The 13,882-nt window shown below is 51.4% G+C and carries 14 protein-coding genes; 13 read left to right on the forward strand and 1 reads right to left on the reverse strand.

Features of this window, described 5'->3' with window-relative positions:
• The first annotated feature begins 10 nt into the window (after positions 1–10).
• The 11 genes from cbiK to ldtA all read left to right on the forward strand — a co-directional run bounded on the left by cbiK (position 11) and on the right by ldtA (position 8,993).
• Entirely contained in the window at positions 11–805 is a 795-nt protein-coding gene (gene cbiK / locus AC07NP_RS09615) for a sirohydrochlorin cobaltochelatase (protein ID WP_494660318.1), read from the forward strand.
• On the forward strand, positions 802–1,515 hold the full coding sequence (locus AC07NP_RS09620) for a cobalt-factor II C(20)-methyltransferase (RefSeq protein ID WP_494660319.1): 714 nt from the start codon (positions 802–804) through the stop codon (positions 1,513–1,515). The genes cbiK and AC07NP_RS09620 overlap by 4 nt, the downstream gene beginning before the upstream one ends.
• Positions 1,512–2,249 carry a cobalt ECF transporter S component CbiM gene (gene cbiM / locus AC07NP_RS09625; RefSeq protein WP_203360788.1) on the forward strand — a complete coding sequence of 246 codons (738 nt, stop codon included), beginning with the start codon at positions 1,512–1,514 and terminating at the stop codon, positions 2,247–2,249. The genes AC07NP_RS09620 and cbiM overlap by 4 nt, the downstream gene beginning before the upstream one ends.
• A gap of 1 nt (position 2,250) precedes the next feature.
• Complete coding sequence (locus AC07NP_RS09630; RefSeq protein ID WP_203360789.1) at positions 2,251–2,532, forward strand: energy-coupling factor ABC transporter substrate-binding protein; 282 nt, start codon at positions 2,251–2,253, stop codon at positions 2,530–2,532.
• Positions 2,519–3,196 carry an energy-coupling factor ABC transporter transmembrane protein gene (locus tag AC07NP_RS09635; protein ID WP_494660354.1) on the forward strand — a complete coding sequence of 226 codons (678 nt, stop codon included), beginning with the start codon at positions 2,519–2,521 and terminating at the stop codon, positions 3,194–3,196. Before AC07NP_RS09630 ends, AC07NP_RS09635 begins: the two co-directional genes overlap by 14 nt.
• Before the next feature lie 8 nt (positions 3,197–3,204).
• Positions 3,205–4,020, forward strand: a complete 816-nt coding sequence (locus tag AC07NP_RS09640) for an energy-coupling factor ABC transporter ATP-binding protein (RefSeq protein ID WP_203360790.1) — start codon at positions 3,205–3,207, stop codon at positions 4,018–4,020.
• Positions 4,017–5,537, forward strand: coding sequence for a cobyric acid synthase (locus AC07NP_RS09645; RefSeq protein WP_494660320.1), 1,521 nt, complete (start codon positions 4,017–4,019; stop codon positions 5,535–5,537). The genes AC07NP_RS09640 and AC07NP_RS09645 overlap by 4 nt, the downstream gene beginning before the upstream one ends.
• Entirely contained in the window at positions 5,534–6,079 is a 546-nt protein-coding gene (gene cobU, locus AC07NP_RS09650) for a bifunctional adenosylcobinamide kinase/adenosylcobinamide-phosphate guanylyltransferase (protein ID WP_192612655.1), read from the forward strand. The genes AC07NP_RS09645 and cobU overlap by 4 nt, the downstream gene beginning before the upstream one ends.
• The gene (cobS, locus tag AC07NP_RS09655) at positions 6,076–6,819 is read left to right on the forward strand and encodes an adenosylcobinamide-GDP ribazoletransferase (protein ID WP_494660321.1); all 744 of its coding nucleotides are present in this window, start codon (positions 6,076–6,078) and stop codon (positions 6,817–6,819) included. The genes cobU and cobS overlap by 4 nt, the downstream gene beginning before the upstream one ends.
• Positions 6,820–6,844: 25 nt before the next feature.
• A complete protein-coding gene (gene cobT / locus AC07NP_RS09660) occupies positions 6,845–7,909 on the forward strand; it encodes a nicotinate-nucleotide--dimethylbenzimidazole phosphoribosyltransferase (protein ID WP_494660322.1) in 1,065 nt (354 codons plus the stop codon).
• Positions 7,910–8,063: 154 nt separating this feature from the next.
• Positions 8,064–8,993, forward strand: coding sequence for a L,D-transpeptidase (gene ldtA / locus AC07NP_RS09665; RefSeq protein WP_494660355.1), 930 nt, complete (start codon positions 8,064–8,066; stop codon positions 8,991–8,993).
• 155 nt (positions 8,994–9,148) lie between these two features.
• Here the strand turns inward: ldtA and AC07NP_RS09670 are convergent, their stop codons facing one another.
• The gene (locus tag AC07NP_RS09670; RefSeq protein ID WP_494660323.1) at positions 9,149–10,702 is read right to left on the reverse strand and encodes a PRD domain-containing protein; all 1,554 of its coding nucleotides are present in this window, start codon (positions 10,700–10,702) and stop codon (positions 9,149–9,151) included.
• Between the two features lie 218 nt (positions 10,703–10,920).
• Between AC07NP_RS09670 and AC07NP_RS09675 the strand changes: the two genes are divergently transcribed.
• Together AC07NP_RS09675 and AC07NP_RS09680 are read left to right on the forward strand one after the other, a co-directional pair.
• Positions 10,921–12,477 (forward strand): PTS transporter subunit EIIC, encoded by a 1,557-nt coding sequence (locus AC07NP_RS09675; RefSeq protein WP_494660324.1) that lies wholly within the window; start codon positions 10,921–10,923, stop codon positions 12,475–12,477.
• A gap of 17 nt (positions 12,478–12,494) precedes the next feature.
• On the forward strand, positions 12,495–13,853 hold the full coding sequence (locus AC07NP_RS09680) for a class-II fumarase/aspartase family protein (RefSeq protein ID WP_494660325.1): 1,359 nt from the start codon (positions 12,495–12,497) through the stop codon (positions 13,851–13,853).
• Positions 13,854–13,882: the final 29 nt, after the last annotated feature.

The raw sequence follows: 13,882 nt of genomic DNA on the forward strand, positions 1-13,882 counted from the left end.
GGAGTCACACATGAAAAAAGCACTTCTGGTCGTCAGTTTTGGCACCAGCTATCACGACACCTGTGAGAAAAATATTGTGGCCTGTGAGCGCGATTTGGCGGCCAGTTGCCCTGACAGAGATCTGTTTCGCGCCTTCACCTCCGGGATGATCATCCGCAAACTTAAACAGCGCGATGGTATTGATATCGACACGCCGTTGCAGGCCTTGCAAAAACTCGCCTCGCTGGGATATCAGGACGTTGCCATTCAGTCTCTGCACATCATTAACGGTGATGAATACGAAAAAATTGTCCGTGAAGTGCAAAGCATGCGCCCGCTGTTTTCCCGTCTGACTCTGGGCGCGCCGTTATTGAGCAGTCATCGTGATTACGCGCAACTGATGCTGGCGTTGCAGCAACAGATGCCCACGCTTGAGACAACCGAGAAGGTGGTGTTTATGGGGCATGGCGCCAGCCATCATGCGTTCTCCGCCTATGCCTGCCTTGACCATATGATGACGGCGCAGGGTTTTCCGGCTCGCGTGGGGGCGGTAGAGAGTTACCCGGAAGTCGAGATTCTCATTGAGAGTCTGAGCAAGGAAGGCGTTAGCGGCGTACATCTTATGCCGTTGATGCTGGTCGCGGGCGATCACGCCATCAACGACATGGCCTCTGATGAAGAGGACTCCTGGAAAACGCGCTTTAACGCTGCAGGTATCCCGGCAACGCCGTGGTTAAGCGGGCTGGGCGAAAACCCGGCGGTGCGTGCGATGTTTGTCGCGCACCTGCAACACGCGCTGGAAATGGCAGTGGAGGAAGCAGCATGAGCGGCAAACTGTATGCGTTGAGCACGGGTCCTGGCGCGTCTGACCTGATCACAGTTCGTGGGGCGCGGCTCCTCGGTTCACTGGATATTTTATATGCCCCGGCCGGACGTAAAGGCGGTGACAGCCTGGCGCTCTCCATTGTGCGTGAATATATCGGCGAACAGACAGAGGTGCGCTGCTGCCATTTCCCGATGAGTGCCGACAGCGCCGAGAAAGAGGCGGTCTGGGACGAGGTCGCCGCCGCGCTGGTCAAAGAAGTTAAGGCCGGAAAACAGGTTGGCTTTATTACGCTGGGCGATGCCATGTTGTTCAGCACCTGGGTCTTTTTACTGCAGCGTATCGGCAACCCGGAGTGGCTGGAGATTGTCCCTGGCGTCACCTCGTTTGCCGCCATTGCCGCCCGCTCAAAAACGCCGCTGGCAATGGAACAACAGTCGCTGGCCGTGATCTCCTGTACAGCACCGGAAGCTGAAATTCAGCAGGCGCTAAAGCAGCACGAAAGCCTGGTGCTCATGAAGGTGTACGGCAGATTCACGCGCATTAAAGCGTTGCTGCAACAGGAAGGCTTACTGGACTGCGCCCTGATGATGGCCGAAGCCACCCTGCCTGGTGAGCAATGCTGGCGCCATCTGGATGAGGTGAGTGATGAGCAGTCTCTGCCTTATTTCTCGACCATTCTGGTCAACAAACGGTGGGAGTATAAGGAATGATACTCGAAAAACAGCTGAAACAACTGTCATTCAGTGGGCTGGGTGCGGCGCTATTGCTGATGGTGGTTCCCGAGCAGGCGTTCGCGATGCACATCATGGAGGGTTTTCTGCCGCCGATGTGGGCGTTGGCATGGTGGCTGCTGTTTTTGCCTTGCCTGTGGTACGGACTGGTTCGCCTGCGGCAGATTGTCCAGGAAGATAACCATCAAAAAGTGCTGCTGGCGCTGTGCGGGGCATTCATTTTCGTACTCTCGGCGCTGAAAATTCCATCCGTGACCGGGAGCTGTTCACATCCGACCGGCGTTGGGCTGGCGGTTATTTTGTTCGGGCCCGGCGTTGTGGCGGTGCTTGGCGCGATCGTTCTGCTCTTCCAGGCATTGTTGCTGGCGCATGGCGGGTTGACCACGCTGGGTGCGAATGGCATGTCGATGGCGGTGATTGGGCCGGTTGTGGGATATCTGGTGTGGCAAATGGCCTGTCGCGCAGGATTGCGCCGCGATGTTGGGGTCTTCTTGTGCGCGATGCTGGCGGATCTGGTGACCTATTTCGTCACCTCTGTGCAGCTTGGGGTCGCCTTCCCGGACCCGCAGGCGGGCGCGCCAGGATCCATCGTCAAATTTATGGGCATTTTCTGTTTAACACAGATTCCGATTGCGATCGCGGAAGGGTTGTTAACCGTCATGATCTACGACCAGTTGACCAAGCGGCGGTTGATTACCGCACAAGGACATTAGGATGAAAAAGACGCTGATATTGTTGAGCATGGTGATAGCCCTGGTGATCCTGCCGTTCTTCATTAATCATGGCGGCGAATACGGCGGTTCTGATGGGGAGGCTGAAAGCCAGATCCAGGCCATTGCGCCGGATTATAAACCCTGGTTTGAGCCACTGTATGAACCGGCCAGTGGTGAAATCGAAAGTTTGCTGTTCACCCTGCAGGGTTCGCTTGGCGCGGCAGTGATTTTCTACATTCTGGGTTATTGCAAAGGTAGACAACGTCGTGATGACCGGGCTTGACAGGCTTAGCTACCAGAGCCGCTGGTTTCATGTATCACCGGAGCGAAAGTTTTTGCTCTGGGTGGTGATGATGACGCTGGCATTCACCCTGCCTCCCTGGGGGCAGGGCGTTGAGCTTCTGTTTACCGCAGGGCTGACCTGTTGGTTATTACGCCTTTCGGTGTGGCGCTGGTGCCGGTGGATGGCCTTGCCCTTTGGTTTTTTAGTGGTTGGTGTGGTGACGATTCTGTTTAGCGTAAGCCGCGATCCCCACTCGCTGTTGGTCAGTTTGCCTGTCGGATCCTACTGGCTGGGGATTACCTCTTCAGGGCTTATCACCGCTAACGAAACCTTCTGGCGTAGCCTGGCCGCACTGGCGGCAACGTTCTGGCTGGTGCTGAATCTACCGTTTCCCCAACTGATTGTATTGCTAAAACGCGCACGCGTGCCGCGACTGCTCACTGAGCAGATCCTGCTGACCTGGCGCTTCATTTTTATTCTGTTAGACGAGGCGCTTGCCATTCATCGCGCGCAAACGCTGCGTTTTGGTTATCGTAGTCTGCCGAAAAGCTATCGTTCTCTGGCGATGTTGGTCGGATTACTGTTTACTCGCGTGCTGATCCGCTATCAGCAAATGGCTACCACGCTGGATATCAAACTGTATCAGGGTGATTTTCACCTGTAAGGAAAAGCATGCTTGCCACGACAGAGCTCTGGTTTCGCTATCAGGATGAGCAGGTACTCAAAGGGCTCACGCTGGATTTTTCCGCGCATTCTGTGACCGGATTAGTGGGCGCGAATGGCTGCGGGAAATCGACGTTGTTTATGAACCTGAGCGGCCTTCTGCGCCCACAAAAAGGGGCGGTTCTGTGGCAGGGGAAACCGCTGGATTACAGTAAACGCGGCCTGTTGGCGTTGCGCCAGCAGGTGGCTACCGTCTTTCAGGACCCCGATCAGCAAATATTCTATACCGACATCGATAGCGACATTGCGTTTAGCCTGCGTAATCTGGGCGTGGCGGAAGCCGAAATAGCCCGACGTGTGGAGGATGCGCTGACGCTGGTGGATGCCCAGCATTTTCGCCATCAACCGATCCAGTGTTTAAGCCACGGGCAGAAAAAACGGGTGGCGATTGCGGGGGCGATGGTATTACAGGCCCGTTATCTGTTGCTGGATGAACCGACGGCAGGTCTTGACCCTGCTGGCAGAACGCAAATGATCGACATCATCAAGCGGATTGTGGCGCAGGGGAATCACGTCGTCATCTCCAGCCATGATATCGATCTCATTTATGAAGTCAGCGATGCGGTATATGTCCTGCGCCGTGGCGAAGTGCTGGCGCATGGCGAGCCGGGCGAGGTATTTTCCCGTACTGAATTAATCGAACAAGCTGGGTTAACGCAGCCCTGGCTGGTGAAACTGCATGCCCAATTGGGGCTACCGCTGTGTAAAACCGAAGCTGAATTTTTTAGTCGTATGCGAGAGAACGCACTGAAGGAGGCGTCATGACGCAGGCAATAATGTTGCAGGGAACGGCATCTGATGTGGGTAAAAGCGTGCTGGTGGCAGGGCTGTGCCGTATTTTTTATCAGGACGGTCTGCGTACGGCGCCTTTTAAATCGCAGAATATGGCGCTGAACTCCGGTATCACACCGGATGGCAAAGAGATGGGCCGCGCGCAGATCTTTCAGGCGGAGGCCGCAGGGATTACCCCCGACGTGCGGATGAATCCGGTGCTGCTAAAACCCACCAGCGATCGCAAAGCGCAAGTGGTACTGATGGGCAAAGTGGCCACCAATATGGATGCCGTCAGCTACCACGAATATAAACCGCGACTACGGGAACAGATCCTTGAGGTATACAGCAGCCTGGCGCAGGAACATGACGTCATCGTGCTGGAGGGGGCGGGCAGCCCGGCAGAGATAAACCTGCGCGATCGCGACATCGTCAATATGGGGATGGCGGAGATGGCAAAATGCCCGGTGATCCTGGTGGCGGATATCGACCGGGGCGGGGTCTTCGCCTCTATATATGGCACGCTGGCCCTGCTGCACGACCATGAACGCGCCAGGGTGAAAGGGGTCATCATCAACAAATTCAGAGGTGATGTGGCGCTGCTTTACTCCGGCATTGAACAAATAGAGTCATTGACCGGGGTGCCGGTGCTGGGGGTAATGCCCTGGCTGGATGTGGATCTGGAAGATGAAGATGGCGTGGCGCTGCAAAAAGGGAAATACCTGCGCACCGAAAAACGCGACATCGATATTGCGGTTGTTCAACTGCCGCACATCTCAAATTTTACCGATTTCAACGCGCTGGCAGCCCAACCGGATGTCCGGGTACGCTATGTGCGGCATCCTGAAGAGCTGGAAACAGTCGATTTGGTGCTTCTGCCCGGCAGTAAAAACACGCTGGGCGATCTGGTGTGGATGCGCGAAAGCGGTATGGCGCATGCTGTTTTACAGGCACATCAACGCAGCGTACCCATCATGGGCATTTGCGGCGGCTACCAGATCCTCGGCGATACCATCATTGATGAAGTGGAGTCCGGGCTGGGCACGCTGCCGGGGCTTGGCTTACTCGACACCGTCACCCATTTTGCGCAGCACAAAACCACGACCCAGGTAGAAGCAACAATGTCGCCTGCACTGCCCGGATGGCTGGCTGCAGCTTCAGGTTTGCCCGTACGTGGCTATGAAATTCACATGGGCGAAACCACGCTGAACGAGAATTGTCGCTCCGTGATGCAGTTGCAAAAAAACGGGCAAGATGTGGCGGATGGCGCGGTGACCGAGGACGGACTGGCGTTTGGCACCTACCTGCATGGTCTGTTTGATAGCGATGATTTTACCCGTGCTCTGCTCAATGGCCTGCGCGTGCGTAAAGGTCTGCAACCCCTGGATATGACTTTTCAGTATGGGCAGTACAAATTGCAGCAGTTCGATCTGCTGGCAGAAGGGATGCGTGAACATATTGATATTGATAAGATTTATCAAATCATGCAACAACATCAGGAGCCGGTATGATGATTCTGGTAACGGGCGGGGCGCGCAGTGGAAAAAGCCGACATGCCGAAGCGCTGATTGCGGACTCGCCGCAGGTGTTATACATCGCAACGTCTCAGGTTTTTGACGAGGAGATGGCGGCGCGAATTCAACATCATCGGGACGGACGACCGGCGCACTGGCGTACCGCCGAGCGCTGGCAACAGCTTGATGAGTTGATCACAGCGCAAAACGATCCCAATGAGGCCATTTTGTTGGAGTGCATCACGACAATGGTGACCAACATGCTGTTTGCGTTGGGGGGCGAGAGCGATCCCGATAGCTGGGATTATGCGGCGATGGAACGCGCCATTGAGGACGAGGTCCACGCGCTGATTGCTGCCTGCCAGCGCTGTCCTGCAAACGTGGTGCTGGTGACCAACGAAGTTGGGATGGGCATCGTCCCGGAGAATCGTCTGGCGCGCCATTTTCGCGATATTGCTGGGCGGGTTAACCAACGGCTTGCCAGCGCTGCCGATGAGGTGTGGCTGGTAGTGTCAGGTATTGGAGTCAAAATTAAATGAGTAAGTTGTTCTGGGCAATGCTTTCGTTTATCAGTCGTTTGCCCGTACCCGTCCGCTGGTCGCAGGGACTGGATTTCGATCAGTATTCACGCGGCATTGTGATGTTTCCGCTGATTGGTCTGGTGCTGGGTGGGTTAAGTGGTCTGGTGTTTATGGCCGTGCAACCCTGGTGCGGCATTCCTCTGGCGTCACTGTTTGCGGTGCTGACGCTGGCGCTCTTAACGGGTGGTTTCCATCTGGATGGCCTTGCCGATACCTGCGATGGCGTATTTTCTGCGCGTCGCCGGGAACGCATGCTGGAGATCATGCGTGACAGTCGTCTGGGAACGCACGGCGGGCTGGCACTGATTTTTGTCTTGCTGGCGAAGGTTCTGGTGATCAGTGAACTGGCGCTGCGGGGAACGCCTGTACTGGCGTCGCTGGTCGCTGCCTGTGCCGCCGGACGGGGCATTGCCGTATTGCTGATGTACCGCCATCGCTATGCCCGCGAAGAAGGGCTGGGCAATGTGTTTATCGGCAAAGTCACCGGGCGACAGACCTGCGTCACGCTAGGTTTAGCGGCGATTTTGGCCGCCGTGCTGCTTCCGGGTATGCATGGGCTGGCGGCGATAGTGGTCACAATGGTGGCGATTTTCATTCTTGGTCAATTACTTAAACGTACGTTGGGTGGACAAACTGGCGATACGCTGGGCGCGGCTATCGAACTTGGTGAGTTAATCTTCCTGCTGGCTCTGCTGTGAGTCAGCCAACACAATGAGAACCCTTATGCAGACTTTATCCTCAGTACTCCGTGCGATCCCACCGATTGACGGTGATGCGATGTCGCGTGCGCAGCAACATATTGACGGTTTGCTCAAGCCGCCAGGCAGTCTCGGTCGCCTGGAAGCGCTGGCTGTGCAACTGGCCGGAATGCCGGGTCTCAACGGCATACCTCACGTGGGTGAGAAAGCGATGTTGGTGATGTGCGCAGATCACGGCGTATGGGATGAAGGGGTCGCCGTCTCGCCGAAAGTGGTGACTGCGGTTCAGGCTGCAAATATGCTGCGGGGAACGACAGGCGTCTGTGTGCTGGCCGCACAGGCGGGCGCAAAGGTGCATGTGATCGATGTCGGGATTGATTGCGACCTTATCCCTGGCGTTGTAAACATGCGCGTGGCGCGTGGATGCGGCAATATCGCCACAGGGCCGGCAATGAGCCGCACGCAAACCGAAGAGTTACTGCTGGAAGTGATTCGGTATACCCAGGAACTGGCAAAAAACGGCGTGACGTTGTTTGGTGTTGGGGAGTTGGGTATGGCGAATACCACCCCGGCCGCAGCAATCGTGAGCGTGCTGACCGGAAACGATGCTGAGGATGTGGTCGGAATTGGGGCCAATCTCCCGTTGTCTAAAGTGGGGAATAAAGTGGATGTGGTGCGTCGTGCCATTAGCGTGAATCAGCCTGACTCGCGTGACGGTATTGATGTGCTGGCCAAGGTGGGGGGATTTGATCTGGTTGGTATGGCTGGCGTGATGCTTGGCGCGGCGTCCTGCGGATTACCCGTACTGATGGATGGTTTCCTCTCTTATTCGGCGGCGCTGGCGGCTTGTCGGATTGCTCCTGAGATTAAGCCGTATTTGATACCTTCCCATTTCTCGGCGGAGAAAGGGGCGCGGATTGCGCTGGCGCATCTGGAACTGGACCCGTATCTGAATATGGGGATGCGACTGGGTGAGGGCAGTGGCGCCGCGCTCGCCATGCCGATCGTTGAGGCGGCCTGTGCGATGTACAGCAATATGGGACATCTGGCAGACAGCAATATCGAACTGCCGGACGGTAAAGAAGCATAGTCACTCTCTGCAACCCCCGCTTACAGGTGGGGGTTTCCTTTTTAAACCCGTTTATTGTTACACTCTTGCAAGTGAATAGTCCTTCGTTAACACCCATCGTATATCAAAAAGCTATAATTAACTGACACCTGCCGCGACTGAGGAAAGGGAAATGATGCCTCGTGTGAAATTGTTTTGCTCTCTGGTCATGCTATTGACCAGCCAGATCGCCATGGCGGTGACTTACCCGCTACCGCCTGACGGAAGTCGCCTGGTGGGCGCCCCGCTGACGATGATAGTACCGGATAAAAATACCCAACCGCTGGAGACATTTGCAGCTCAGTACGGTCTGGGATTGAGCAATATGCTGGAAGCGAACCCCGGAGTGGATGTCTATCTCCCCAGGTCCGGGTCGACGCTCGTTATCCCGCAACAGCTCATTTTGCCCGCAACGGTCCGCGAGGGCATCGTGATTAACGTGGCGGAAATGCGTCTCTACTATTATCCGAGTGGGGGAAATACGGTTGAAATTCTGCCCATCGGCATTGGCCAGGCAGGGCGAGAAACCCCGCGTAACTGGGTGACATCGGTACAGCGCAAACAGGAAGCGCCGACATGGAGTCCTACCCCTAATACACGTCGTGAATATGCCCGGAGAGGGGAGAGTCTGCCCGCGTTCGTTCCTGCGGGGCCGGATAACCCGATGGGGTTGTATGCCATTTATATTGGCAAGCTGTACGCTATTCATGGCACGAACGCCAATTTTGGCATTGGCCTGCGTGTGAGTCAGGGCTGTATCCGCTTACGTAACGATGACATTAAATATCTGTTCGACAACGTGCCGGTGGGCACGCGTGTGCAACTGATCGACCAGCCGGTGAAATACACCACAGAGCCGGACGGTAGCCGCTGGCTTGAAGTTCACGAGCCGCTGTCACGTAATCGCGCCGAATATGAATCCGACAGAAAAGTCCCGCTGCCGGTAACGCCTGCGCTACGCACCTTCATGACGAGCGGTGGCGTTGATGCCAGCCGGGTCAACCATGAACTGGAGCGTCGCTCCGGAATGCCGATAAATATTAATGTCGGTGCCATCAATCAATAAATGATGCGCCTGAATAACGGCAGTAGCAGAAAAGAAAAATACCGCCAGATGTTATGGCGGTAATAAATCAGACATTAGCATTGCTTTTCACAAATCCCCAGGCCCTGTTTTTTAGTGATTATGGTTGGCCTCTAAAATTTAATCTGTCGCGAGAATTAAGTAAAATAATTCATATAGTTCCGCTTAAGGATTTCATGGATCTCCTCTCTCGACTTTCCTTCAATAGCATCTAAAAAATCGTGAGTGGACAGTTTTCTATTGAGATTGCTGGAGAAACCATGATCCATAAAAATCCGTATGTCGTTATCCTTGAGGTGATAATTTACTTTAATATGGTCAACGTTCATCTCATTCAGCAACCATGAAATACGGTTTGAGAAGGTGACGACAATATCGGCATCTAAATCTTTTAGCCGTTCTTTTTCATGAATGTTAATCGATTCTTTTACATCGATGTCCAGATGAAATTTGAGATGACTGATAAAAAAGTCAATTTTTTCTACAGCAGAATTTGTTACTATGATAACTGTTTTTCTATTTCGACCCGATAACTTGCTGCTGTTGATATGTTTTTTTATTATCAGGGTTATCGTTGATAGCTGATTTTTATCAAGATTAAGTTGGTATGCCGATTCTAAAACCTGAATTGACTGCTGAACAATTTGGAAAAGGTTGGGGTAGTGTTTCTCAGTACTTGATAGATTATTATCAAATAGGCTGTAACCAAGAATACTGCGCAAAATGCACTTCTGAATATACGGATAAAGTTCATGCAAAAGCGCATCAGGGTAGATTATTGTAGTAATGATATTTTTACTCACTTCAGTAAAAAATGCTCTCAGCGTCTCGTACAGACGCAAATCGATGAGTGGCAGTTCCGTACTTCTTTGATCGAGTGAGTGGATAAAATAGTGCCTCAGTTGCTCTTCCGCACTGTATGCTTTGTGAGGACAAAGCGGCAGTAATACGGGTACATCGCAGGGGGTGACATGACTTTCGGGAGCACGGACCGACTCTAACAGCAGCCAGATATACAGCAATTTTTTGCTAGGGTAGGAGAGAGCCAGTTGCTCATCGCGGATAACAGCATGAAACCTGCTAACCACCTCAGGTAAAGTTTGCGATTGTTGACTAAACCGGGAAAACATCAATCTTTCATAGACATCGTTAGCGGCGCGCCCGACCAGGGATGCTTCGTGATTCAGTTCGCAAATGGATGCCAGGATCTCCATAATAAGAATCCGCCACGCCGTTTCATTACCCGTAATTCTTATCCCTTTACGACTGACAACTTCAGATTTCAAATCTCGTGCTGATAAATAATTTTCCAGTATTTTCAAATCTTTCTTTTTCGTCGTTAAGCTAATGCCAATCTCTTCATAGAGTCGGGATGTGTTTACCGTCGTATAAAGAAATGCGTAAAAGAGAATAAGTTTAATCCTCTCTTCAACGGATGAGTTATAGTCTTTGACTTTAAGATTTGATAAAAACGCAAGCAAATCAGCATAAGTGAGATCGCAGACAAAAGAGTCGGCATGAATGGCAATACGCTCTGTTTTAAGGTAATAATTAATGTTTGCGACGCTGCGTTTTAACGTGAGTAAGCTCTTTCCTGGAAAATGCTCAGGAATATCCGTAAATGCCAACTGTCCTTTATCTTGCATAAAGCTAAGAAAAGCAATGTCATACTGGTTAATGCTAATAATCACCTCCTTTTTATGCGCACAATCTCAGTTGGTTTAACCTTCATGTCAATATGTAGAAATTGATAGTGAGACGATGCTCACACATTCACGTTATCGTGTTTTCACGGAAACTTATTGTCGCAGTTTTATTACATCAAGTTACCTTGAATGTTGATGTGCCCGCAGATGACAATAGGATCAAATAGTTAAAATTACTGATTAATTAAGACAGAGTATAGCCAATGAAGATGGACAAATTTAAAGACGGCATACAGCTATTTGGACGCTCACTATTATTGCCAATAGCGGTGATGGCACCGATTGGGATGATAATGGGTATCTGTGCTGCGCTGAGCCAGTCTTATATGATAAATAAGTTACCGTTCCTTGGTAACGATGTAATAAAAATGATACTGGAGAGTATGAGGGACATTACCGGGATCGTCTTTAACAATATCCCGTTATTGTTTGCCATGGGGGTTGCCTATGGGCTTTCCAAAAATGAGAAGGGTATTGCAGTATTCTCTGCGGTATTGGCTTACCTGACGCTTACCATCGTGATGAACGTCTGGCTAAAGGTGAATGGCGCGTTAGCCAAGGGCGACCTCTCTTCTGTGGGCCAGGGCCTGGTACTTGGTATACAAACGCTGAAGATTGAAGCAATGGGGGGGATTATTTCCGGGCTGGTGGCTGCAAAAGTGACCGATCGATTTTACCGGCTGCAGCTTCCTCTGGCTTTTGCTTTCTTCAGCGGTAAGAAGTCAGTCCCGATCATCACTTTCCTGTACATGATCCCTGTTGGGTTGCTGATTCCTTTCGTCTGGAGTGGGGTCACCACCGCGCTGACCAGCATCTCATTCATTATGATGAACGACACGTTCGGCGTCGGTGTGTACTGGTTTATTCACCGCACTCTGATTCCTTTCGGCCTCCATCATGTGCTGGCCTCGGTGCTGCGCTTTACCGAAGCAGGCGGGACCTACTTGATTAATGGGGAAACCTATACCGGTATTCTCAATGCCACCAATAAGATCCTCTTTGAGCTTGGTCCAAACGATCCGAGCTGGTCATTGATGCCTAAACTCACCGCCTACCTGGGCGCAGGCCAGATGCTCAATACGCTCTTCCGTGTTCCAGCTATTGGTCTGGCAATGTATCACGCCTCGTTTAAGGCTAACCGTCCTATTGCTAAAGGGATGATCCTGACCATCGTGTTGACCGCCTTCCTCGGCAACGTGACTGAACCGCTGGAGTTTTCATTCCTGTTTATCGCGCCAGGTCTGTTCTTTATCTACACCGTGCTGTGTGGGGTGATGGCCATCCCTCTGGCGTTCCTTGATGTTTCCATTGGCTATATCCGTGGCACCATTTTTGACTTCGGTATCTTTGGACTGCTGTATGAAAACACCCACTGGGTTCAGCTCGTTATCCTGGGGGCGGTGAACTTTGTCGTCTTCTATGTGGTGTTCCGCTTTGCGATTGAAAAATTCAAAATCCAGACGCCGGGCCGTGAAGAAGAGATCAGAAACAATAACCTGTTGAAAGAAAAGCGTTATCTGGAAATTGCCACTCTGGTATTAGAAGGACTTGGCGGGAGTGACAATATTAAGAATGTTGATAACTGCGTAACTCGCTTACGTATCGATTTAAAAGACCAGGGTAAGGTACAGACTGATACGTTAAAAAATGCAGGATCTTCAGGAATATTTATTCCTAAAAATAACCATATCCACGTTGTTTTCGGTCCACACGTCGAGTTTGTAAAGAACGCGATTGTCGATAAGATTGCTGGCAAATGATCAATAAGGAATAAATCGTGAGTGCTTTATACGATTCAAAAACAAAAACGATGGATGATCGCGGGATCAGAGCGTTATTAACCGAAGAAGAAAAATTCCGCTCCTGGCTGGATATTGAAGCCGCGCTGGCAAAAGCTCAGAGTGAAATAGGAATAATTCCGGCAGATGATGCCAAAAAAATTATCCAGTCGTGTCGCATTGAAAACATCGATATTAACACCGTTAATGAGTTGCAAAGAGAAATTGGGCATGGCTTTGTGCCCTTTCTAAAAATGCTGGTAAAAGCTTGTCCGGCGGATAGTGGAAAATTTGTTCACTATGGTGTTACCACACAAAATATTCAGCAGAGTGCGCAACTGCTGGTAATGAAGAAGGTACACGTTAAATTCAAAACGGTTATTGAAGAGATTCTGCTTAATCTTGCACAGATCGCCACCCGTGAAGCGAATACCGTCATGCCAGGACGAACTCATGGCCGCCATGCTATTCCCATTACGTTTGGCTTTAAGGTTGCGGTATGGATCGATGAATTCCAGATGATGCTGGAACGCATGGAACAATGCGAAAAAAGGGTATTTCGCATCATGATGGGGGGAGCCGTAGGCGCCTTCAACTCAAGTGGTGAAGCTGGGCGGCAGGTACAAACTCGCATGGCTGAACTGCTGGGTATGTCTGAGATGCGCGTTCCTTCTCGCAATATCGCCAACCATAAAGTTGAGTATGTTCAGGTGCTTTCATTGCTGGCCAGTTGTTGCCACAAGATCGCCGAGGAAGTTTACAGTACGTCACTGGAAGAAATTGCTGAGCTGGGTGAAGGATTTACGACCGGAACGGTTGGCAGCAGCACGATGCCTCATAAGGTCAATCCAAAGCTTGCTAAAGGTATTATCGCTAACGCACAGAAACTGTACTCACTTTCTTCTGTCATGCTCAACTCTTCAAGTCGTCCCTACGAAGCGGACAGCTCTTCTTATATGCTACTGGAATCATCGTTACATGAAGCGCTGGCGTTAATGACAGAAATTATTTTACGCGCTGAGGAGCTCACCCGAACGCTGCATGTTAACCGGGAGCAGATGTGCCGCAATGCAGGTATTAATAGCGGTCTGGATAATAGTGAATTCATAATGATGAAGCTTGCTGCCGTACTGGGAAAAGATAAGGCCCATGAAAAAATGTATTCACTGGCAATGCAGTCAATACATGAGAAATCCAGTTTTTCTAAACTGCTGTGTGAAGACCCTCAAATTTCAGATTTATTTACAACAGATGAGATTTTGACATTTCTGGAACCCAATAACTATACCGGATTGTCATCAACAATCGCCGAAGAAGTCGCAAGGTCCGTCAAGGAAGAGTTAACCCTACGGGGCTAATCGCCATCTGATAATAACGACAAATTGTG

The sequence above is a fragment of the Citrobacter sp. GW821-FHT07H02 genome (assembly GCF_059418505.1).

Coding starts and splice junctions, on each gene's coding strand:
- cbiM (WP_203360788.1), top strand. CDS start 1,512: ATGATACTCGAAAAACAGCTGAAACAACTGTCATTCAGTGGGCTGGGT.
- ldtA (WP_494660355.1), top strand. CDS start 8,064: ATGCCTCGTGTGAAATTGTTTTGCTCTCTGGTCATGCTATTGACCAGC.
- AC07NP_RS09675 (WP_494660324.1), top strand. CDS start 10,921: ATGAAGATGGACAAATTTAAAGACGGCATACAGCTATTTGGACGCTCA.
- AC07NP_RS09635 (WP_494660354.1), top strand. CDS start 2,519: ATGACCGGGCTTGACAGGCTTAGCTACCAGAGCCGCTGGTTTCATGTA.
- cobT (WP_494660322.1), top strand. CDS start 6,845: ATGCAGACTTTATCCTCAGTACTCCGTGCGATCCCACCGATTGACGGT.
- AC07NP_RS09645 (WP_494660320.1), top strand. CDS start 4,017: ATGACGCAGGCAATAATGTTGCAGGGAACGGCATCTGATGTGGGTAAA.
- cbiK (WP_494660318.1), top strand. CDS start 11: ATGAAAAAAGCACTTCTGGTCGTCAGTTTTGGCACCAGCTATCACGAC.
- cobS (WP_494660321.1), top strand. CDS start 6,076: ATGAGTAAGTTGTTCTGGGCAATGCTTTCGTTTATCAGTCGTTTGCCC.
- AC07NP_RS09630 (WP_203360789.1), top strand. CDS start 2,251: ATGAAAAAGACGCTGATATTGTTGAGCATGGTGATAGCCCTGGTGATC.
- AC07NP_RS09640 (WP_203360790.1), top strand. CDS start 3,205: ATGCTTGCCACGACAGAGCTCTGGTTTCGCTATCAGGATGAGCAGGTA.
- AC07NP_RS09620 (WP_494660319.1), top strand. CDS start 802: ATGAGCGGCAAACTGTATGCGTTGAGCACGGGTCCTGGCGCGTCTGAC.
- cobU (WP_192612655.1), top strand. CDS start 5,534: ATGATGATTCTGGTAACGGGCGGGGCGCGCAGTGGAAAAAGCCGACAT.